Origin of the sequence: Pseudarthrobacter sp. R1 (assembly GCF_024494415.1) — a bacterium.
Classification (GTDB): Bacteria; Actinomycetota; Actinomycetes; order Actinomycetales; family Micrococcaceae; genus Arthrobacter.
On sequence record NZ_JAMKFI010000006.1, the window covers coordinates 212,783 to 230,716 of the forward strand.

At 65.3% G+C, this 17,934-nt stretch carries 16 protein-coding genes; 8 read left to right on the plus strand and 8 right to left on the minus strand.

Annotation, left to right across the window (positions count from 1 at the left end; genetic code table 11):
• The first annotated feature begins 44 nt into the window (after positions 1–44).
• Positions 45–671 carry an FMN reductase gene (locus M8J71_RS07020; RefSeq protein WP_256247385.1) on the plus strand — a complete coding sequence of 209 codons (627 nt, stop codon included), beginning with the start codon at positions 45–47 and terminating at the stop codon, positions 669–671.
• Positions 672–717: 46 nt separating this feature from the next.
• Entirely contained in the window at positions 718–1,056 is a 339-nt protein-coding gene (locus tag M8J71_RS07025; protein ID WP_256247233.1) for a TFIIB-type zinc ribbon-containing protein, read from the plus strand.
• A 53-nt stretch (positions 1,057–1,109) separates the two neighbouring features.
• Here the strand turns inward: M8J71_RS07025 and M8J71_RS07030 are convergent, their stop codons facing one another.
• Both M8J71_RS07030 and M8J71_RS07035 read right to left on the minus strand, forming a co-directional pair.
• Positions 1,110–1,682 (minus strand): hypothetical protein, encoded by a 573-nt coding sequence (locus M8J71_RS07030; protein WP_256247234.1) that lies wholly within the window; start codon positions 1,680–1,682, stop codon positions 1,110–1,112.
• A 3-nt stretch (positions 1,683–1,685) separates the two neighbouring features.
• A complete protein-coding gene (locus M8J71_RS07035; RefSeq protein ID WP_256247235.1) occupies positions 1,686–1,964 on the minus strand; it encodes a hypothetical protein in 279 nt (92 codons plus the stop codon).
• A 660-nt stretch (positions 1,965–2,624) separates the two neighbouring features.
• Between M8J71_RS07035 and dnaB the strand changes: the two genes are divergently transcribed.
• On the plus strand, positions 2,625–4,007 hold the full coding sequence (gene dnaB / locus M8J71_RS07040) for a replicative DNA helicase (protein ID WP_256247236.1): 1,383 nt from the start codon (positions 2,625–2,627) through the stop codon (positions 4,005–4,007).
• A 53-nt stretch (positions 4,008–4,060) separates the two neighbouring features.
• On the opposite strand, the gene M8J71_RS07045 is transcribed toward dnaB, so the two are convergent.
• The 3 genes from M8J71_RS07045 to M8J71_RS07060 all read right to left on the minus strand — a co-directional run bounded on the left by M8J71_RS07045 (position 4,061) and on the right by M8J71_RS07060 (position 10,379).
• On the minus strand, positions 4,061–5,032 hold the full coding sequence (locus M8J71_RS07045) for an acyl-CoA thioesterase (RefSeq protein WP_256247237.1): 972 nt from the start codon (positions 5,030–5,032) through the stop codon (positions 4,061–4,063).
• A gap of 128 nt (positions 5,033–5,160) precedes the next feature.
• Complete coding sequence (locus tag M8J71_RS23325) at positions 5,161–9,555, minus strand: rhamnogalacturonan lyase family protein (protein WP_308292950.1); 4,395 nt, start codon at positions 9,553–9,555, stop codon at positions 5,161–5,163.
• 389 nt (positions 9,556–9,944) lie between these two features.
• Positions 9,945–10,379 carry a DoxX family protein gene (locus M8J71_RS07060; RefSeq protein WP_256247238.1) on the minus strand — a complete coding sequence of 145 codons (435 nt, stop codon included), beginning with the start codon at positions 10,377–10,379 and terminating at the stop codon, positions 9,945–9,947.
• Positions 10,380–10,487: 108 nt separating this feature from the next.
• On the opposite strand from M8J71_RS07060, the gene M8J71_RS07065 reads away from it, so the two are divergent.
• The 3 genes from M8J71_RS07065 to M8J71_RS07075 all read left to right on the plus strand — a co-directional run bounded on the left by M8J71_RS07065 (position 10,488) and on the right by M8J71_RS07075 (position 12,917).
• Positions 10,488–11,840, plus strand: a complete 1,353-nt coding sequence (locus tag M8J71_RS07065) for an MATE family efflux transporter (RefSeq protein ID WP_256247239.1) — start codon at positions 10,488–10,490, stop codon at positions 11,838–11,840.
• A gap of 25 nt (positions 11,841–11,865) precedes the next feature.
• Positions 11,866–12,456 carry a hypothetical protein gene (locus M8J71_RS07070; protein ID WP_256247240.1) on the plus strand — a complete coding sequence of 197 codons (591 nt, stop codon included), beginning with the start codon at positions 11,866–11,868 and terminating at the stop codon, positions 12,454–12,456.
• Between the two features lie 104 nt (positions 12,457–12,560).
• Positions 12,561–12,917 carry a hypothetical protein gene (locus tag M8J71_RS07075; protein WP_256247241.1) on the plus strand — a complete coding sequence of 119 codons (357 nt, stop codon included), beginning with the start codon at positions 12,561–12,563 and terminating at the stop codon, positions 12,915–12,917.
• A gap of 4 nt (positions 12,918–12,921) precedes the next feature.
• Here M8J71_RS07075 and M8J71_RS07080 read toward each other — a convergent pair whose 3' ends face one another.
• Complete coding sequence (locus M8J71_RS07080) at positions 12,922–13,467, minus strand: CGNR zinc finger domain-containing protein (RefSeq protein WP_256247242.1); 546 nt, start codon at positions 13,465–13,467, stop codon at positions 12,922–12,924.
• 71 nt (positions 13,468–13,538) lie between these two features.
• Between M8J71_RS07080 and M8J71_RS07085 the strand changes: the two genes are divergently transcribed.
• The gene (locus tag M8J71_RS07085; RefSeq protein WP_256247243.1) at positions 13,539–14,585 is read left to right on the plus strand and encodes an EamA family transporter; all 1,047 of its coding nucleotides are present in this window, start codon (positions 13,539–13,541) and stop codon (positions 14,583–14,585) included.
• Positions 14,586–14,715: 130 nt separating this feature from the next.
• Here M8J71_RS07085 and M8J71_RS07090 read toward each other — a convergent pair whose 3' ends face one another.
• A complete protein-coding gene (locus M8J71_RS07090; protein WP_256247244.1) occupies positions 14,716–14,979 on the minus strand; it encodes a WXG100 family type VII secretion target in 264 nt (87 codons plus the stop codon).
• Between the two features lie 213 nt (positions 14,980–15,192).
• On the opposite strand from M8J71_RS07090, the gene M8J71_RS07095 reads away from it, so the two are divergent.
• Entirely contained in the window at positions 15,193–15,465 is a 273-nt protein-coding gene (locus M8J71_RS07095) for a DUF2277 domain-containing protein (RefSeq protein ID WP_079598081.1), read from the plus strand.
• On the opposite strand, the gene M8J71_RS07100 is transcribed toward M8J71_RS07095, so the two are convergent.
• Positions 15,450–17,927, minus strand: a complete 2,478-nt coding sequence (locus tag M8J71_RS07100; RefSeq protein WP_256247245.1) for a heavy metal translocating P-type ATPase — start codon at positions 17,925–17,927, stop codon at positions 15,450–15,452. The genes M8J71_RS07095 and M8J71_RS07100 overlap by 16 nt on opposite strands.
• Positions 17,928–17,934: the final 7 nt, after the last annotated feature.

The window sequence follows — 17,934 nt, forward strand, 5'->3', positions numbered from 1 at the left end:
GCATACGCATGTATGATGGAATGAACGAGCAACAGGAGAATGCCATGGAGACCCGCCGCATCACAGTCCTTTCCGCCGGACTCGGCGTACCGTCGTCGAGCCGCCTCCTGGCGGACCAGCTGGCCGCCTCCGCGGAGCGGCAACTGCGTGCGGCAGGATTCGACGTGCAGGTCGACGTCGTGGAGCTCCGCGACCTTGCTGTGGACATCGCCAACAACTTCGTCACCGGCTATGCGGCCCCCCGCCTCGCCGAAGTGATTGGAGGCGTGGAAGCTTCGGACGGCGTCATCGCTGTGACGCCGGTCTTCAGTGCCTCCTACAGCGGGCTCTTCAAGTCGTTCATTGACGTCCTGGACCCGAAGTCACTGGACGGCAAAGCTGTCCTGCTGGGTGCCACCGGCGGCACGGACCGCCACCAGATGGTCCTCGACTACGCCATGCGGCCGTTGTTCAGCTACCTTCGTACGCGGATGGCAGCCACTGGCGTCTTCGCCGGCCCCCAGGACTGGGGCATGACGGACGACGGCGGCTCCGGCCTTGCCGAGCGCATCAACCGGGCCGCCGGCGAATTTACGCGCCTGCTTGAAGGACCGCAGCCGCGGCGGAAGGCTGCCCCGATGGAGTCCCTGCCCTTTGAGCAGCTGCTGGCAGGCATCTCCGGATCACGGTAAGCCGGCCACGGCCGAACTTTCGGGCGGCGCGGGACGTTGTGTGGGCATGAAATGTCCTGTGGATTCAGTGGAACTGTTGATGACCGAGCGCAGCGGGGTTGAGATCGACTACTGCCCCCAGTGCCGGGGGGTGTGGCTGGACCGTGGGGAACTGGACAAGATCCTGGACCGGGCGGCAGATTCCGTGCCTGGCCCTGCACCGGCACGCCCGGCCCCCGCGCCCGCGGTAGCGCCTCCGCCGTTGTATCCGAACTTTGAACCGCGGCGGGAACAGCAGCGCGGCTACGACGACCGCAGGTACGGCAAGCAGGACTACGACCGGGATCCTGACGGGCGGCGCCATAAGAAGAAGGAAGGCTGGCTGGGAGAGATGTTCGACTTCTAGGCTGGGCCCACCCGGGCACCAGGCTCCGCCGGGAAGGCTGGCCGCCCCGTACGTTAGTCGTCCAGTAGTTCGATGAATTCCCTTGCCTGCTTCAGCGTGATGTCCGAGTGCCGGGTCAGGGCGGTGGCAGCACCTTCCGTGTCCCCGCTGCGGGCCAGCGTGCGGATCCTTCCGTAGATCTCGTCATTGAGCATGTTGCTGCTGACTTCCCGGGTCACATCGCCTTTGCTGGCGATTGCACGGTAGCGGTAGGGGAAGCGCTGCGGCTCCTCGTCCTCGTCGTCTTCAACGGGCGCAGGGGGAGCCTCCGTTCCCCGGTAGGGCTGCGGGTGGGATGCCAGGGCCCCGACGGCGTCACGGGACGCCCGCAGGCCCTCTCCTGTGGCCTCGTAGTACAGCTTGATGGCCGCCATGGCCTGGCCTTGCGCGATCAAGGCATAGAGCCTGCGGTGTTCCTCTTCGGAAAGTTTGGCGGCGGCCGTGCGGGCCAGCTCGGCGGGGGTAATGGCGGGTTCCGCCGGTTCTGCGCTGCGGGCGGCCTTCCGCCTGCTGATGGCGCGGGCAGCCAGCGTTACTCCGGCAATGACTGCCAGGAGGATAAGGACAGGGGCCAGGAGCGATTCCATTGTCTAAAGCCGTTCTATGTGCTTCCTGGCAGCAGCCAGATCTGATTGCTTTGCCTGGGCGGTGTTCTGGCTGGGCTTCGTATTCCGTTCCAGCCGGGCCCGGGCGGCGGTGGCAGCGGCGACTTGGGCTGCGTAATGCTGTGCCGAACGCTCCGCCAGGTCGCGCTGGTATTTTTCGGCGTCGGACATCCCCGAGTCGCGCGGGCTCAGGGCGGTGAAAAGACCCCATATGAGCGCCACCAAAACAATCGCAGGCAACAGCATCAGCAGTAGTTCGCCCATGCATAGAGCTTATGCCAGATCCGGGTTATCCACAGCAATATTCGGCATCGTGCATAAAGGCGGGCAACGGGGCCGGGTCAAATCGGCAGGGCGGAATATGATGATTGCCACAAGGCCGCCGGCAGTATCGGCTGGCGGCCCCCGGGCGTCTCTCCTTGCTGGCGTCCGCGGTGCCGGCTGTGGATGAAATTCCCCAAAAGAAATATTTACTCCACATGCCGGCAATGACGTTTCCGCAGGTCAAAGGTATAAGTGGTTCCAAAGTTTTTTAGTTTCCACAGCTTTCCCCACAGGCTGTGCACAAGCTATGCCCGGTAGTGCACAGGTTATCCACAACCTCTCCCGCATGCGGGCTTGGAGGCTGAACGCCTGGCGGCTAGCGTAGCGGGGTACCTGTTTTTGGTGCCCGCTACGGCTTCAACAGGGCGGTGAAACGGTACGGGACGGACCGCTGCAACCTGCAGGGACGGCCAAATGTGGAAAACCTGTGGATAGTGGGGATAACTCCGGCAAAGCCCGCACTTTCGCGGGTTGTGCACGATTGTCAGACCCCGCCGGTAAACCTGGACAGGTGGGCGCGGCTTGGGCGGCGCAACGCCTTTAGCAGGATGGTTAACCACCGGGCACTTCGGTCCCGGTACACAGTGGAGGACGGCAGTTTTGTCAGTAGCGCATCTGGATCCGATCGAGGCCACCCGCGGATCGGACGTGAGCCGGAAGCCCCCGCAGGACATCCCCGCCGAACAGTCTGTCCTTGGCGGAATGATGTTGTCCAAGGACGCCATTGCCGACGTCGTGGAAATCCTCCGTGGCCAGGATTTCTACCGGCCCGCACATGAAACCATCTATGAAGCCATCATCGACCTCTACGGCCGGGGTGAGCCGGCCGACGCCGTCACAGTCTCCGATGAGCTCACCAAGCGCGCCGAGATCAACCGGATCGGCGGCCCCGCCTACCTGCATGAGCTGATCCAGACCGTTCCCACTGCAGCCAACGCGGGTTATTACGCAGAGATCGTTGCCGAACGGGCGGTCCTCCGGCGTCTCGTGAACGCCGGCACCAAGATCGTCCAGCTGGGCTACGGCTCGGACGGCGAGGTGGAAGACCTGGTCAACCAGGCCCAGGCCGAGGTCTACGCTGTGGCGGAACGCCGGACGGCTGAGGACTACGTGGTCCTCAAGGACGTCATGGAGTCCACGGTGGACGAGATCGAGGCGTCCGGGCACCGCGGCGAGGGCATGACCGGTGTGCCCACCGGCTTTTTTGAACTCGACGAGCTCACGCACGGGCTCCACCCGGGCCAGATGATCGTTATCGCCGCCCGTCCCGCCGTGGGTAAATCCACCTTCGCCCTGGACTTTGCCCGCTCCGCCGCCATCAAGAACAACCTGGCTACTGTTATGTTCTCGCTTGAAATGGGCCGGAACGAGATCGCCATGCGCCTCCTCTCGGCCGAGGCCACCATCGGGCTGCAGGATCTCCGGAAGGGCACCATCAAGGACGAGCAGTGGTCCAAGATCGCCACCACCATGGGCCGCATGAACGATGCCCCGCTGTTCATCGACGACAGCCCCAACATGTCCCTGATGGAAATCCGCGCTAAGTGCCGCCGGCTGAAGCAGCAGCACGATCTCAAGCTCGTCATCCTCGACTACCTGCAGCTGATGAGTTCCGGCAAGAAGGTGGAGTCCCGCCAGCAGGAAGTCTCCGAGTTTTCCCGTGCCCTGAAGCTGCTGGCCAAGGAGCTGCAGGTTCCCGTGATCGCCCTGTCGCAGCTGAACCGTGGGTCGGAGCAGCGCTCGGACAAGCGGCCTATGGTGTCGGACCTCCGTGAATCCGGCTCCATTGAGCAGGACGCGGACATGGTGATCCTGCTCCACCGCGAGGACGTTTACGACAAGGAATCACCGCGCGCGGGTGAGGCCGACATCCTGGTGGCCAAGCACCGTAACGGCCCCACCAAGGACATTGTGGTGGCCTTCCAGGGCCACTACTCCCGGTTCGCCAACATGGCGGCCGACGCCGGCGGCGGAGGCTTCTAAGGCCGGCGCTCCCCGCCGGGGCAGGTCATCCAGCGGACTTTTGCCGCTGGTCTTCAGCCCTGCGCAAGCAGATGGTTCGGCAGCCGGTTTCCCGGCGCTGTGCCCCTGATTTCCAGCAGTTCGCGGGCGTGGGCGTGGAGCCTCTTGTCCTCTTCGCTGACGGGCACCCAAGGTGGAACGGGCACAGAGTTGCCGTCGGCGTCGCGCGCCACCATCACGGTGAGGCAATAGGTGGTGAGGTTCAGTTCGCCGCCCTTGGGATCGCCGGAGCGGACGTGGACGGCGATGTGCATGCCTTTCGTCCCCGTGTATACCAGGCGCGCTTCCACCTCAACCACATGGCCGATCAGCAGTGGGCGGTAGAACCGGACCCCACCGGAGAACACGGCCACGGTGTCCTTCCCGCAGTAGCGGGACGCGCAGACGTAGGCGGCTTCGTCAATCCACTTCATCACGATGCCGCCGTGGACCTTTCCGCCCCAGTTCACGTCCGTGGGTGCGGCCATGAACCGCAGCGTCACCCTCTCGGCTGTGCCCGCCTCCGTATATTCCTGCCGGTTCATGGCTTCGACGATCTGCTCGCGGATCCTAATGCGGGCAAGGGCGTGGTCCCGCTGCTCGATTTCTTTAGCCGTGCCAGGCTCGAACTGCTTAACCGGGATGGGCTTTCCGTCCTCGCCGACGGCCACAAAAATCACCATGCACTGGCTGCGCATGGTGGCTGGGCCACCCTTCGGATCCCCCGAGGACACCACGGTCCGGATGTGCATGGATGAGCGTCCGGTGTAGACGATGGTCGCTTCCACTTCCACCATGTCTCCGCTGTTCACCGGGTCGGCGAAGTGGATGTTCCCCACATAGGCGGTCACGCAATAGGACTTTGCCCAGCCCACGGCGGCAGCGTAGGCAGCCTTGTCCACCCACTCAAGGACGGTTCCCGCGTCTACGGAACCGCTGTGGCCAACGTCCGTGGGGGCTGCCAGGAAGCGGAGGGTCACGGAGTTGGGAGTGCCGGTCTCAGTCATGGTGCGATCTTACTGGCGCCGCCGGTTACCCATGGGTTGGGCGTGCAACATTGGAGCCAACAGCAATGCCCCGCCCGCCGAAGGGCGGACGGGGCATTGCTTGAACAGCTCAGTGCGATCGCGGCAAGTTAGCCGGCGCGGGTGTACACAATGTCCGGCTGGGCAGGAAGCTCCATGCCTTCTCCGATGAAGAAGCCGGGGTGCGGCGGCTGGTTGTAGGCGATGTTCTCACGCGCAACCGAGAGCCGGTACACCGGATCATGCATCAGGGTGCGCAGCCGGACATCCGTGGCTGCGGAGGTGGTGTAGATGCGCAGCTCCGTGCTGTCGGCCGAAGGCCATGCCAGTTCCTCACGCCAGTCACCCAGGAGATCCGCCTGGATGGCAGGGTTCCCCTTGGTGCTGTTGTTGGTCTTGGCACCGGTTGCTGTCAGCAGCCTGTCGCTGGATTCCGTCTCCCAGTTCCACTTGGCGATGCTGGGGGTGCCCGTGTTGGTGGTGGCGTTCCAGTCATGGTCCACGATTTCGCGCAGCAGGTCGCCGTCCCACCAGGCCAGGAAATTGGCTGCCGGGATGTTGTTGGCAATCAGCTGGCCCTTCGCTGAGCGGAGCTCACCGACAGCGGAGTTCCAGGCAGCGTCGCCGCCGATGGCCCAGCCTTCGGCACCCGGATGGCGGGGGTCGATGTCTCCCGCTGCAGCGCGTCCCGTGTCCTTGGTGGCCGGAATGCTCCACAGCACTTCACCTGTCCGTGAATCCCGGAATGTCGCGCCCTTGTTGCCGCTGGAACCCATGTCCTCGTGGGCAGCGAAGGTCTCCAGCCCCGGGCGGGACGGATCGAGGTCGCTCGTGTGGATGGCGTCGCCGTGGCCGAGGCCGGTGTTGTACAGCGGCTTGCCGTTATCGTCGATCGTCATGGACCCGAAAACAAACTCATCCTTGCCGTCGGCATCAACGTCGGCGACGGACAGGTTGTGGTTGCCCTGGCCGCGGTACTGCGCGCCGGCAGCGTCCGAATCGAAGACCCAGCGCTTCACGATCTTGCCGCCCACCAGGTCGTACGTAGCGAGCACGGCACGGGTGTAATAGCCGCGGCTGAACATCATGGACGGGTGCTCGCCGTCGAGGTACGCAACGGCACCAAGGAACCGGTCAACGCGGTTGCCGTAGGTGTCGCCCCACGCCCCCACGTCGCCGCGGGGAGGATCGTACTTCACCGTGTCCATCACGGTGCCGGTGGCGCCGTGGAACACCGTCAGGAATTCATCGCCGGTCAGCACGTAGCCGGTGCTGTTGCGGTGGTCGGCGCTGGGGTTGCCAATCGCTGTGCCGGCCGCGTCCCGGGTACCGTCGGCCGTTTTCATGGCCACCTCAGCCTTGCCGTCGCCGTCGAAGTCATACGCGAGGAGCTGGGTGTAGTGGGCGCCGGCACGGATGTTCGGCCCCATGTTGATGCGCCAGAGCCTGGTGCCGTCCATCCTGTAGGCATCCACGTAGACAGTGCCGGTGTAGCCCGCCTGCGAGTTGTCCTTGGAATTGGACGGCGACCACATCTGGATGACTTCGTAGGTCCCGTCGCCATCCAGGTCCGCGACGCTGGAGTCACCGGCGGAGTAGCTGTAGGGCTGGCCGTCCTTGGTGTAGTCGTCGGCGGGCTTGTCGAGCTTGATGGACAGGTAGTCCTGGGCAAGCGGCGTGAACTCGGCGGTGAGCTGGTCCCCGCCGTTGCCCACGGTCTTGATGACGTACTTGGAGGACGCTGTTCCAGCGGGATCCAGGTAGGTGGTGCTGCTGCGGATCGGCTCGTCCGTGAGCTGGACGCCGTCCCGGATCACATGGAAACCGACTTGCTCAGGGTCCAGGCCCAGCATGCGCCAGCCCACCCGTACGCCGTCACCGGTGAGCAGGGCCACGGGGGCCCGGTCCAACTGCTCCATTTGCCGGTTCACCACGGTGACCTTTTCCGTTCCCACCACGGGGGAGGGCACGGATTCGCCGCCCTTGTTCACGGTGGTAACGCGGTAGTAGTACTTGATGGTGGTCAGCACGGTGTAGTCGGTGTAGTTCACCTCGGTGGCACGGCCCACGTAGTCAAAGGGCCCGTCGGGTGAGGTGGACCGGTAGACCTGGTATGCCGCAGCGCCGGGGACTTTCTGCCACTTGAGCGTGACACTGGTCTTCTCCACAGCCTTTACGTCCACCTTGCTGGTGGCCGCCGGGACTGGTGTGTTGGGATCCACCAGGGCGGTCTCCACAGTGTTGGAGGGCACCGATTCAAGGCCTGTGCTGTCCAGTGCGGTGACGAAGTACTTGTACTTCAGGCCTGCGAAGGCAGTGGTGTCCTGGAAGGACGCTGCCGTCACGTTTTCGGCGATCAGCTGTGGCTCAGCTTCAAAGGATGCCTGGCGGAACACCTTGTAGGTGGCGGCGTCTGCCACAGCATCCCAGGCGAGGTCAACGGTAGGCGGTTCTGCAGCGGCGTTAACCGCAACCGTGTGCAGGTTGGTGGGACCCACCAGCAGCGGCGTAACCTCCAGGCCGTTGAGCCGCTGGCCCGAGCCGCTGATGGACAGGTTGAGCTGACCGTCGGAGACCAGGACCTGGTTGATGATCTTGGTTGCCGAGGATGCCCGGCTGGAAGACACCTGGCCGAAGGGAGTGCCCTCGGCGGCGACGTCCGTCCGTGTGGAGCCGATCCAGTCGCTGTGGTACGTCTTCAGGGCGTAAGTGCCGTTGGGAACGTCGAGCTGGAATTCGAAGCTGGAGCCGCTGAGGACGAAGTCGCGCAGCAGGTTGCTGGTCACCGCTCCCCGGTCCCGGTCGCTGAGCACCGAGATGTCCTTGAAGCCGAAGCCCCGCTGCGGGGTGTACGCCATGGTCCGGTTGACCTCGGTGTAGCCTGCCTCAAGCGGTGCCCCCGCAGGTCCAAAATCGAACTTGTACTTCGCCTGTTTCGTGGTTACGGCCAGAGGGTCGCTGGGTTCGGAAAGACCCTTGCCGTTCATGGCGGCGATCCGGACGTTGTAGGCGGTACCTTCGGCCAGCCCGCCCAGGTTGGCGGTGGGGACAGTTGAAGTGGTGGTGAGTTTGTAGGCGCTGTCCGGCTCGGAGGCCAGCTTGCGGTACACCTTGTAGATGTCCGCGCCTTCGACGGGCTGCCACTTCAGAAGTGCCCCGGCGTTGGAGACGCTGCCGGCCACCAGTCCCTGCGGCTTGGCAGGAACCGACGACGGCGGCGCGGCCTCTTTGACGCGGGAGGCCAGCGGAACGCTGAGCTCCTTGACCCCGCCGGCAACCAGGCGCGCGATCTGGATGGCGCCGTATTCCTGGAAGTGGGTGTTGTCAACCGTGCCGGTGGGGCGGTTGGGGTAGACGCCGGCGTCTACGTGGAGGAAGACGGACTTGGTGTCCTCCGGGCCGATTGCGTCGTAGTAGGCGCGGCTCGAGGCGGAGAGGTCCACCAGGGCAACGTTTTCCTCAGCGGCCAGTTCCTGCATCTTGGCTACGTACTCAGGGAAGCTGACCCGGAACTTGCCCGTGGCTTCGTCGTAGTCCCGGCGTCCCACAGGGGTCACCAGGATTGGCGTGGCGCCGCGCTGGCGGGCGCCGTTGACGTAGGTCCGGAGGTATTCCTTGTAATCGGCGGGCGAGGCGTAGCGGTCATCGACGCCGACGGTGGCATCGTTGTGGCCGAACTGGACCATCAGGTAGTCGCCGGGGTTGATGACGCGCAGGATCTCGTCCAGCCGTCCCTGGCTGATGAAGTTCTTGGAGCTCCGGCCGCCGATGGCGTGGTTCTTGAAGGTGACGCTGTCGTCGAAATACCGGTCGATCATCTGGCCCCAGCCCGCTTGGGGGGCGAAACCCGGGTCGTAGGTCTGCACGGTGGAGTCCCCCGCGAGATAGACGCCGGGGTCAGTGGTGGCGGTGCGCGGAGCACGGGCCGCGATCACCAGGGAGTTGATCTTGGCCGCCGTACCGGTGAAGTCCAGGTTGAGTTGTCCATCCACCAGCGAGATGGGGAATTCCATCTCCAGGTACTGGCCGGCGGGCTTGTCGGTTGCCTGGACCTTGGCCATCTTCTCGGCCGTGATGGCGATGTTGGTGGCTTCCGCTGCGTCGCCGGCGATCAGCTTGACCGTGTAGTCCCCATTGGGCAGGTCCACCAGGAACGAACTCCCCTGGGCCTGGACAAAGTCGGACCGCAACGGATCGCCCGTGCCGCGGTCCACCCCGGAGGTGACGGCCGTATCGGTGAAGCCGAACTTGGTGCCGGCAGAATACTGGGTGCCGGCGGCTATGGCCGTGTAGCCGTCTGCGGTGGCGCCAGGGCCAAAGTCGAATTTGAAGCCGCTTCCCACCGGGGGCAGGGCGGTATCCGCCTGGGCTGCCGGAAGCCCGGTGAAAGCGATGGCAGCGGAGGCCACGGCGGCTGTGACTGCTTTCGCTGCGGCCGGGAGCCTGCGCTGGCGGGGTGGCGGAGCTTCCTTGGAGAGTGGAGGCATTTGCGGGGGTGTGTTCACGGACATCTCCTTCGATGAGCGGTGGCAAAGCGGTACCCAGGAAGGTTGGAACGATTCAAAGCAGGAGTGTGCTGGTGGTGGCAGCGCATTTCAAGCTGAGGGGTGGCCGGGGTGGCCGGCGATAGGACTGAGACCTGGGATGGAGTGGTGCAGCTCTCACTGCAGCACTCATTGGTTTATCAGCCGCACTGGTCACCTGGCAAGCGTTTTCCGAACTTTCCCGTGAGTTTCTGGTGTCGGATGTTCCGGTTTGTTCCCCACGGCTCCGCGCTGCCGGCATAAGCGGCCCGCCCCCCGTGCAGCTCCGGCAATTAAGAGCGCGACGGCGGATGCGCACCGAGGTGCCCATCCGCCGTCGCGGTTTCCCGGCTTCAGCCGGACGTAGTTGGTTAGGCCAGGACGGCCAGCTTTGAGTTGCTTCGGCCAAAGACGGCGCGGTCCACGGAGAGGCGGCCGGCGCCAGTGAGGGCCAGGGCGAAGGCTGCTGCCGCGAGGAGCAGGACCAGTTCGTAGCCGCCGTTCGCGGCGAAAACGCCGGCAGGGGCGTGAACCAGGAACAGGGCGCCCAGCATGTCCAGGGCCAGGAGTGCTGCAACCACGCGGGTGAGAATGCCAAGGATCAGGGCGATTCCGCCGGCCAGTTCCAGTACGGCGACGGCCGGCGCGGCAATTTCCGCTGCCGGGACTCCCATCTTGGCAAATGACGCCTGGGTGCCTGCGATGGTCCATTCGTTAAACTTCTGCCAGCCGTGGGCTGCAAAGAGGAAACCGAGGACAATCCGGAGGGCGGTAATGGCGGTGGTGGTAAGTCGTGACTGGTTCATAGGACTTAAGTCTCCCTGCTAATACTTGAAGTGTCAACCAATTACGTCACAATGTGGCGTTTGTCATGCACTCGTGGTCATGCACGGAAGGCGCATTAGGCTGGCTGGGTGCCCCAATTACCTGCCCCTGCGGCGGCCGCGCCACCGAAGGGACATGCCCGCGAAATCCTCCGGCTGGCTGTGCCGGCTTTCGGTGCGCTCGTGGCCGAACCCCTGTTCCTGCTGGCTGATTCGGCCATCGTGGGCCACCTTGGCGTAGCGCAGCTCGCGGGGGTGGGGCTGGCGTCGGCCGTGCTGCATACCGCCGTCGGCCTGATGGTTTTCCTGGCCTATTCCACCACTCCCGCCGTGGCCCGCGCCATCGGCGACGGCCAGCTGGGCAAGGCCCTGGCGGCCGGGCGCGACGGCGTCTGGCTGGCACTGCTGCTCGGCACCGTCCTCGCCGTGGCAGGCTCCCTGGCCGCAGACCCGTTGATCGGACTGCTGGGCGCGGAGGGCGAGGTGCGCACTTTCGCCGTCGACTACCTCCGCTGGTCCATGCCGGGGCTGGTGGCCATGCTGCTCATTTTTGCCGGCACCGGGCTGCTTCGCGGCCTGCAGGACACCCGAACGCCGCTGGTGGTGGCCACCGCCGGGTTCGCCCTGAACATCGTCCTGAACCTGTGGCTGGTCTACGGCCTGGGCTGGTCCGTCACGGGTTCCGCCGTGGGTACCAGCCTGGCGCAATGGGCCATGGCGGCCGTCTACCTGGTGATGGTAAAGCGGAATGCCCAGCGGAACGGCGTCAGCCTCCTGCCGAGCTGGCGTGGGATTCGGAGCATGACGCGCGTTGGGTCCTGGCTGATGCTGCGGACGCTCAGCCTGCGTGTGGCCATCCTGGCGACGGTGGTTGTGGTCACCTCGCAGGGGCCGGTCAACCTCGCTGCCCATCAACTGGCCATGACCATCTTTTCCTTCCTGGCCTTCGCCCTGGATGCCCTCGCCATCGCCGCGCAGGCGCTGATTGGCAAGGAACTGGGCGCCGCCAACCCTGCAAAGGCGCGGCTCCTGACCAGGACCATGACCCGCTGGGGACTGGGCTTCGGAGCGGTCACCGGCGCGCTCCTGGCGGCGGCCGCACCCTGGGCGGGCTCCCTTTTCACCCCGGATCCTGACGTGCAGAGCGTCCTGGCCGTCGCCCTGTGGATCCTTGCCGCCGGCCAGCCCATGGCCGGCTATGTCTTTGTCCTCGACGGGGTGTTGATCGGCGCCGGTGATGCCAAATACCTGGCACTCGCCGGGGTGGTTAATCTCGTCGCGTACGCGCCGCTGTTGATCGCCGTAGCGCTGTCAGGAGCAGGGGGCGCGGCAGGGTTGGGCTGGCTGTGGGCCGCCTTCGCCCTGGGCTACATGGCGGCGCGTGCCCTCACGCTCGGCGCCCGCGCGCGGTCCGACCATTGGATGGTGCTGGGTTCGCCGTAGGGCGGTGCCCCACTAAACTGGACCGGTGACCCAACCGAGAACTCCCGCAGGTACTGCTTCCGGAACGGCTCCCACGGGCGAGCTGTGGAAGCCGGTGCTGCTCCGTTCCGCAGCGGCGCTGGTCTTTGGGGCTGTGACCATCTTCTGGGCGGCGCCGTCCGTGGAGGTTATGGGGTGGTCGGGCGGGCTCTACCTGCTGGCCACCGGGCTGCTGCTGATGTGGGGTATTCCGGCAACCGGCTTCCAGCGGGACAGCAGGACGGGCAAAGTGCTTTCCGCCGCCGGTTCCGTGCTTGCCGGCGCGGGGTTTGCGCTGATAGTGCTGCACGGGGACCTGCTGTTTGGCGTGATTGCCGCCCTGGGCCTGGGCGTGGCGGGAGCCCTGGAGCTGTATTGCGGGCTGGCATTCCGCGGCCGGCACGTGCTGGCCCGGGACTGGATTGCCTCGGGAATTATTGCCCTTGGGACGGCCATTATCCTGCCCTTTTTTATCAGCCTCGGGGCGCATGCGCTGCTGGGCGTTGCCGGCGGCGGGGCCATCATCTCCGGCGTGCTCTGGGCCCTTGCCGGGCTGACCATCCGGCACGATGCCCGCACTGAAGCGGGAAACCCGTAAACTAGGAGATGTCCGGTTCTACTTTGCGTAGAAGATAGCCGGGCTTACTACCGAAAGACATTGACCCAGGCTGGCCGGCGCGCCGCCTGCAGGGAGGAATCACCGTGGCAGACCAGCAACCAGGACATCCGCGCAAGATGCGGACCTCGGTGAAGGGCCCGCTGATGTTCTCCGCATTCTGGGCCGCGATCGCCTTCGTCGCCGTCGTGATTTTCGCCTCCGGCGGCAGTGCGCGTGCCCCCCGCTTCGACCTGGCCTTCACCGCTGCCGGCATCGCCTTCATTGTCACTCTGGTAATTGCCGCGATGCTCTCCATGAGCCACAAGGACAACGCCGATTACCTGGGCAAGGGGTCGGGCGTGAACCTCAGCTCGGCTCCGAAGAAATCCCACGGCTTCGGTGCCCCGGGCCCGCAGGACCCGGGATCCCCTGATGAGTCCGGCAACCCGGGCCCCCGCTAGGCGCCTAACTTGTTGCCGCCTGGCGTGCCCGGTAGGCCGCCACGTGGGCACGGTTGGCGCAGTTCCCGGTATCGCAGTACCGTTTTGACCGGTTCCTGCTGAGGTCAAGCACCGCAGCATCGCAATCCTCCGACTCGCAGATCCGCATCCGGTCCATCTCCTTCCCTCGGATCACGTCTGCCAGGGCCATGGCCGCTTCCGTGCTCATACGGTCCACCAGCGGGGCCTCGGGAGTGGTGGCATGAAGGTGCCAGTCCCAGTCGTCGTGCTTCACCAGCTGCGGCAGGGCCCTGGCTTCCCGGAGCAGGCGGTTGACCGTCTCCACAGCGGAGTCTTCGTCCGCGGTCCACAGCGCCGCAAGCTGTTGGCGCAGTCGGCGCACGCCCGCCAGCTCGTCGTCGTCCCGGGTGCGCGATCCGCTGAATCCTTCCGCTGCCAGGAAACGGTCCAGGTCCTCCGTGGATGCCAGTCCCTCGCTTCCGTTGGCCGCCGAATTGACCAAATTCACCACGCTGCGCAGAGCCACCTCAGTGTCAGGGGCAAAAACCATCTTGACTCCTTACAGTGCTGTCCCGTACTGTCATGACCATAGCCCCACTTTACTCCTGACAGGAGGCAACGATGTCTGCCGCAAGCGACCGCACCCCCGGCCTGAGGGTGCCCGCAGACAAACGCAGCTTCCTCGCCTCCGGCCTCGGCATTGCACTTTTCTCGTCTGCTGTTTTTGGCCTCTCCGGATCCTTTGCCAAAGCCTTGCTGGAAACAGGATGGTCGCCGGGAGCTGCGGTCACCGCCCGGCTCACCGGCGCTGCCCTGATCCTCGCCATTCCTGCGGTTCCCGCCCTGCGCGGCCGCTGGCACCAGCTCCGGGACAACTGGGTCACCATCCTGCTCTTCGGCCTGATCGGGGTCGCAGCCTGCCAGTTGTTCTACTTCAACGCCGTTGCCCGGCTTTCCGTGGGCGTCGCACTCCTGCTCGAGTACCTCGCTCCGGTGATCATTGTGCTGTGGCTCTGGGCGGCCAGCCGGAAGCGGCCGCGGGTGCTGACCTTCGGAGGAACGTTGCTTTCCCTCGCCGGCCTGGTCCTGGTCCTGGACCTCACGGGCGCGGTGAAGATCGACCTCGTGGGGGTGTTCTGGGGCATGGCCGCGGCAGTGTGCCTTGCCATCTACTTCTTCATCACCGCGAAGGAGAACGACTCACTTCCGCCCATCGTCCTGGCCTCCGGCGGACTCCTGGTGGGGGCCGCCGCCATGTGGTTGGCGGCGGCCACGGGTCTGCTGCCCATGGCCTTCAGCACGGCCGACACCAAACTCGGCCCATGGGTGACTCCCTGGTGGGTTTCGCTGGCCGGCCTGGTCATCCTGGCCACGGTACTGGCCTACGTGTCCGGCATTATGGCCGCCCGTGCCCTGGGCTCGAAGGTGGCGTCCTTCGTGTCGCTGACAGAGGTCCTCTTTGCCGTGGTGTGGGCGTGGCTGCTGCTGGGCGAACTGCCGGGCGCCATCCAGCTCCTGGGCGGCGCGCTGATTGTGGGCGGCGTCATCCTGGTCCGGCTCGACGAACTGCGGGGCCCCGCACCGGCGTCAGCCACAACCGGCGGGCCGGAAGCACCCAAGGCGGCGTCGCCGCTGGAACACGCGAACGACGTCGAACCCGTGCCTTAGGCGAGACTGTCGCCGGAGTTGCTGCCGCCTCAACAACCCCGGTTCTGAAATGGCAGGGCCCGGACACTCTCGAAAGTGTCCGGGCCCTGGCAGCGCTTCGGCTCCTTCGGGAACCTGCACTGCTGCGGGACTAGCGGGAAGCCTGGTCCTGCTCTTCGGCGTTGCGCCTGGCCTTGTCGCCGGCTTCCTTGAGTGCTTCCGCCACCTTGGTCAGCATGGTGGTGTGGGTTCCGGACCACTCGTTGCGGAACTTGTCCGCGTCGGGGCCCTCCCAGTTGGTGCTGCTCAGGACCTTGGTGAGCGTGGACTTCTGCGTCTCGATCTCGGACGCACCTGCCTGAAGCTTGCTGCCCAGCTGACGAAGCTGCTGAACGTCTGCACCCCAAATAGCCATCAGTTTCTCCTTGTAAACTCGTGGATCCGAATAAGGTCGGCATCCCCAGCGGCCCCCCGGCTCATCCGGAAGATCCATTGCCTAAAACCTACCCCGGCCCTCAAAACAGTGTCGATGGGCACCCCTGCCCATGCCGCGGTCCCCATGGACACGGGTGCGTAAACCCTGCGGGGAGGGGTCGATCCCAGGCGCTCCAGAGCCTAGCATGGCTGTATGTGCCGGAATATCCGAACCCTTCACAACTTCGAGCCGCACGCCACCTCGGAGGAGGTGCACGCCGCAGCGTTGCAGTATGTGCGCAAAGTCAGCGGAAGCACCAAGCCGTCCAAGGCCAACCAGGAAGCCTTCGAGGAGGCGGTCCACGAGATTGCCCACATCACCCAGCATCTCCTGGACTCGCTCGTGTCGCAGGCCCCGCCTAAAGACCGGGAGACGGAGGCCGCCAAGGCCAAGGCACGTGCCGCAGTGCGCTACGGCGCCGCCTGAGCCCTCGGCTTCAGGGCCTGCGCCCTAAACCTTTTTCCGAAGCTCCGCAGCCGCAGCGAGTTCGCAACCACCAGGACCGAGCTCGCCGCCATCGCGGCGCCGGCGATCATCGGGTTGAGTAGCCCCAGGGCCGCCACTGGGATGCCCACGGCGTTGTAGAAGAACGCCCAGAACAGGTTGGTTTTGATGGTGGCCAGCGTCCTGCGGGACAGTTGGATGGCCTGCACCACCTGGGAGAGGTCATTGCCCATCACTGTAAGGTCGGCAGCCTCGATGGCAACGTCGGTGCCGGATCCCATGGCGATGCCAAGGTCAGCCTGGGCAAGGGCTGCAGCATCGTTGACGCCGTCCCCGGCCATGGCCACGGTAGCGCCGCTGGCCTGCAGCGCGCGCACCACTTCCACTTTGCCCTCGGGCAGGACGCCTGCATAGACATCTGCGGGATCGATGCCGACGGCGGCGGCCACCTGGGCAGCTACGGCCGCGTTGTCACCGGTCAACAGAATGGGCCGCAGGCCCAGGGACTTCATTCGTTCGACGGCGGCCGCAGAGCCGTCCTTGATGGTATCCCGGAGGTTGATGATGCCCACTGCTGTACCGTCTACGGCGAGCCAGATGGCGGTGGCACCGGCAGCTTCCGCCGCTTCAAGCAGCTTCAGTTGGTCCGGCGTTATGGCAATGCCGTTTTCCTTGAGCCAGCCGGTACGCCCGGCGGTCACCAGCCGGCCCTCGACGGTTCCAGTTACACCGCCGCCCGGAGCGGAACGGAAGTTTCGCACGGACGGCAACCGCGCGCCGTCGGCCGCTGCTTGTATTGCTTTCTGCGTTTCCTGGGCAACTGCCGCTGCGGCAATGGCCCGGGCGATGGGGTGCTCGGACGCCGCTTCCACAGCGCCGGCCAGCCGCAGTACCTCATGCTCCTCAAACCCGCCGAAAGCGAGCGTGGAGTCAACTGCCAGCAGTCCGGTGGTGACGGTGCCGGTCTTGTCCAAAAGAATGGTGTCCACGGTGCGCGTGTCCTCCAGGACCTGCGGGCCCTTGATCAGGATGCCCAGCTGGGCGCCCCTGCCGGTCCCTGTAAGCAGGCCGACCGGCGTGGCCAGCCCCAGCGCGCACGGGCAGGCGATCACCAGGACGGCGACGGCCGCAATAAAAGCCGAACGCAGCCCTCCGCCTTCCGCTCCTGCGAAGAGCAGCCAGAGCACAAAGGTGAGAGCGGCGATTGCCAGGACCACCGGAACAAACACAGCGCTGATCCGGTCGGCGAGGCGGGCAATGGGAGCCTTGCCGGTCTGCGCCTGGGACACCAGCCGCGCCATCTGCGCGAGGGTGGTCTCCGAACCCACCCGCGTGGCCCTGACCAGCAGGCGGCCGGAGGTATTGATGGTTGCGCCGGTGACGCGGCTGTCCGGGCCTACCTCCACCGGTACTGATTCGCCGGTGACCAGTGAGGCGTCCACGGCCGACGTCCCTTCGATCACCACGCCGTCGGTGGCGATCTTCTCGCCGGGCCGGACTACCAGGACATCGCCTACCTGGAGCCGGTCGGCAGGGGTCCGGTGTTCGGTGCCATCGCGGAGAACGGTGGCGTCCTTTGCGCCGAGGCTGAGGAGGGCATGCAGGGCGTCGCCGGCCTTTTGCTTGGCGTTGGCTTCCAGGTAGCGCCCAAGAAGCAGGAACGTGGTGACCACCGCCGCGACCTCGAAGTAAAGGCCGCCCTGCTCCATACCCTCCATGCCGGGGTGCTGGGTCATCAGGGGATCCGAGAACAGCTGCCAGGCCGAGAAAAGGTATGCCGCGGCAACGCCAATTGATACCAGTGTGTCCATGGTTGAGGCGAAGTGGCGGGCGTTGATGGCCGCTGCCCGGTGAAACGGCCACGCCGACCATGTGACCACCGGCAGGGCAAGTACGGCCGCCACCCAACCCCACTGCGGGAACTGGAACGCAGGGACCATGGAAATCAGGAACACCGGCACCGTAAAGGCGGCGGCGAGGATCAGGCGTGGGCGAAGCATCCTTCCGGTGCTATGGTCACCAACCGCCGTGCCACCGGCGACTTGCTCGGCATGCTCGCTCGTTCCTCCCCGGCGGCTCCCTGGCCTCGCAAGCTCGTCCAAGGAACCCTGCCGCCGTGGGCCCACCTTAGACGCATGCTGCCGCAAATCCCCGGCGTCCCCGCTCGTGGGCAGGTCACCGGAACTCTGGCTCGGGTAACGCGGGGAGCTGACTTTTGCTTTGTATCCGGCCGCGTTGACGGTTTCTACCAGTTGCTCATCGGTGATTCCTGCCGGCACTGTCACGTGGGCGGATTCCAGGGGCAGGTTGACCATGGCCTGTACGCCGTCGAGCTTGCCGAGCTTTTTTTCCACCCGGTTGACGCAGGAGGCGCAGGTCATGCCCTCGATGTCGAGTTCCACCACCCTGGTTTCGGGCTGGTGGAGAAGTTCCTGGTTACTCATGCGGCTC

Bases quoted from the DNA above. Each gene is read 5' to 3' on its own strand.
- M8J71_RS07020 (WP_256247385.1), top strand. From the start codon at position 45: ATGGAGACCCGCCGCATCACAGTCCTTTCCGCCGGACTCGGCGTACCG.
- M8J71_RS07025 (WP_256247233.1), top strand. From the start codon at position 718: ATGAAATGTCCTGTGGATTCAGTGGAACTGTTGATGACCGAGCGCAGC.
- M8J71_RS07030 (WP_256247234.1), bottom strand. From the start codon at position 1,682: ATGGAATCGCTCCTGGCCCCTGTCCTTATCCTCCTGGCAGTCATTGCC.
- M8J71_RS07035 (WP_256247235.1), bottom strand. From the start codon at position 1,964: ATGGGCGAACTACTGCTGATGCTGTTGCCTGCGATTGTTTTGGTGGCG.
- M8J71_RS07045 (WP_256247237.1), bottom strand. From the start codon at position 5,032: ATGACTGAGACCGGCACTCCCAACTCCGTGACCCTCCGCTTCCTGGCA.
- M8J71_RS07060 (WP_256247238.1), bottom strand. From the start codon at position 10,379: ATGAACCAGTCACGACTTACCACCACCGCCATTACCGCCCTCCGGATT.
- M8J71_RS07080 (WP_256247242.1), bottom strand. From the start codon at position 13,467: ATGGTTTTTGCCCCTGACACTGAGGTGGCTCTGCGCAGCGTGGTGAAT.
- M8J71_RS07085 (WP_256247243.1), top strand. From the start codon at position 13,539: ATGTCTGCCGCAAGCGACCGCACCCCCGGCCTGAGGGTGCCCGCAGAC.
- M8J71_RS07090 (WP_256247244.1), bottom strand. From the start codon at position 14,979: ATGGCTATTTGGGGTGCAGACGTTCAGCAGCTTCGTCAGCTGGGCAGC.
- M8J71_RS07095 (WP_079598081.1), top strand. From the start codon at position 15,193: ATGTGCCGGAATATCCGAACCCTTCACAACTTCGAGCCGCACGCCACC.
- M8J71_RS07100 (WP_256247245.1), bottom strand. From the start codon at position 17,927: ATGAGTAACCAGGAACTTCTCCACCAGCCCGAAACCAGGGTGGTGGAA.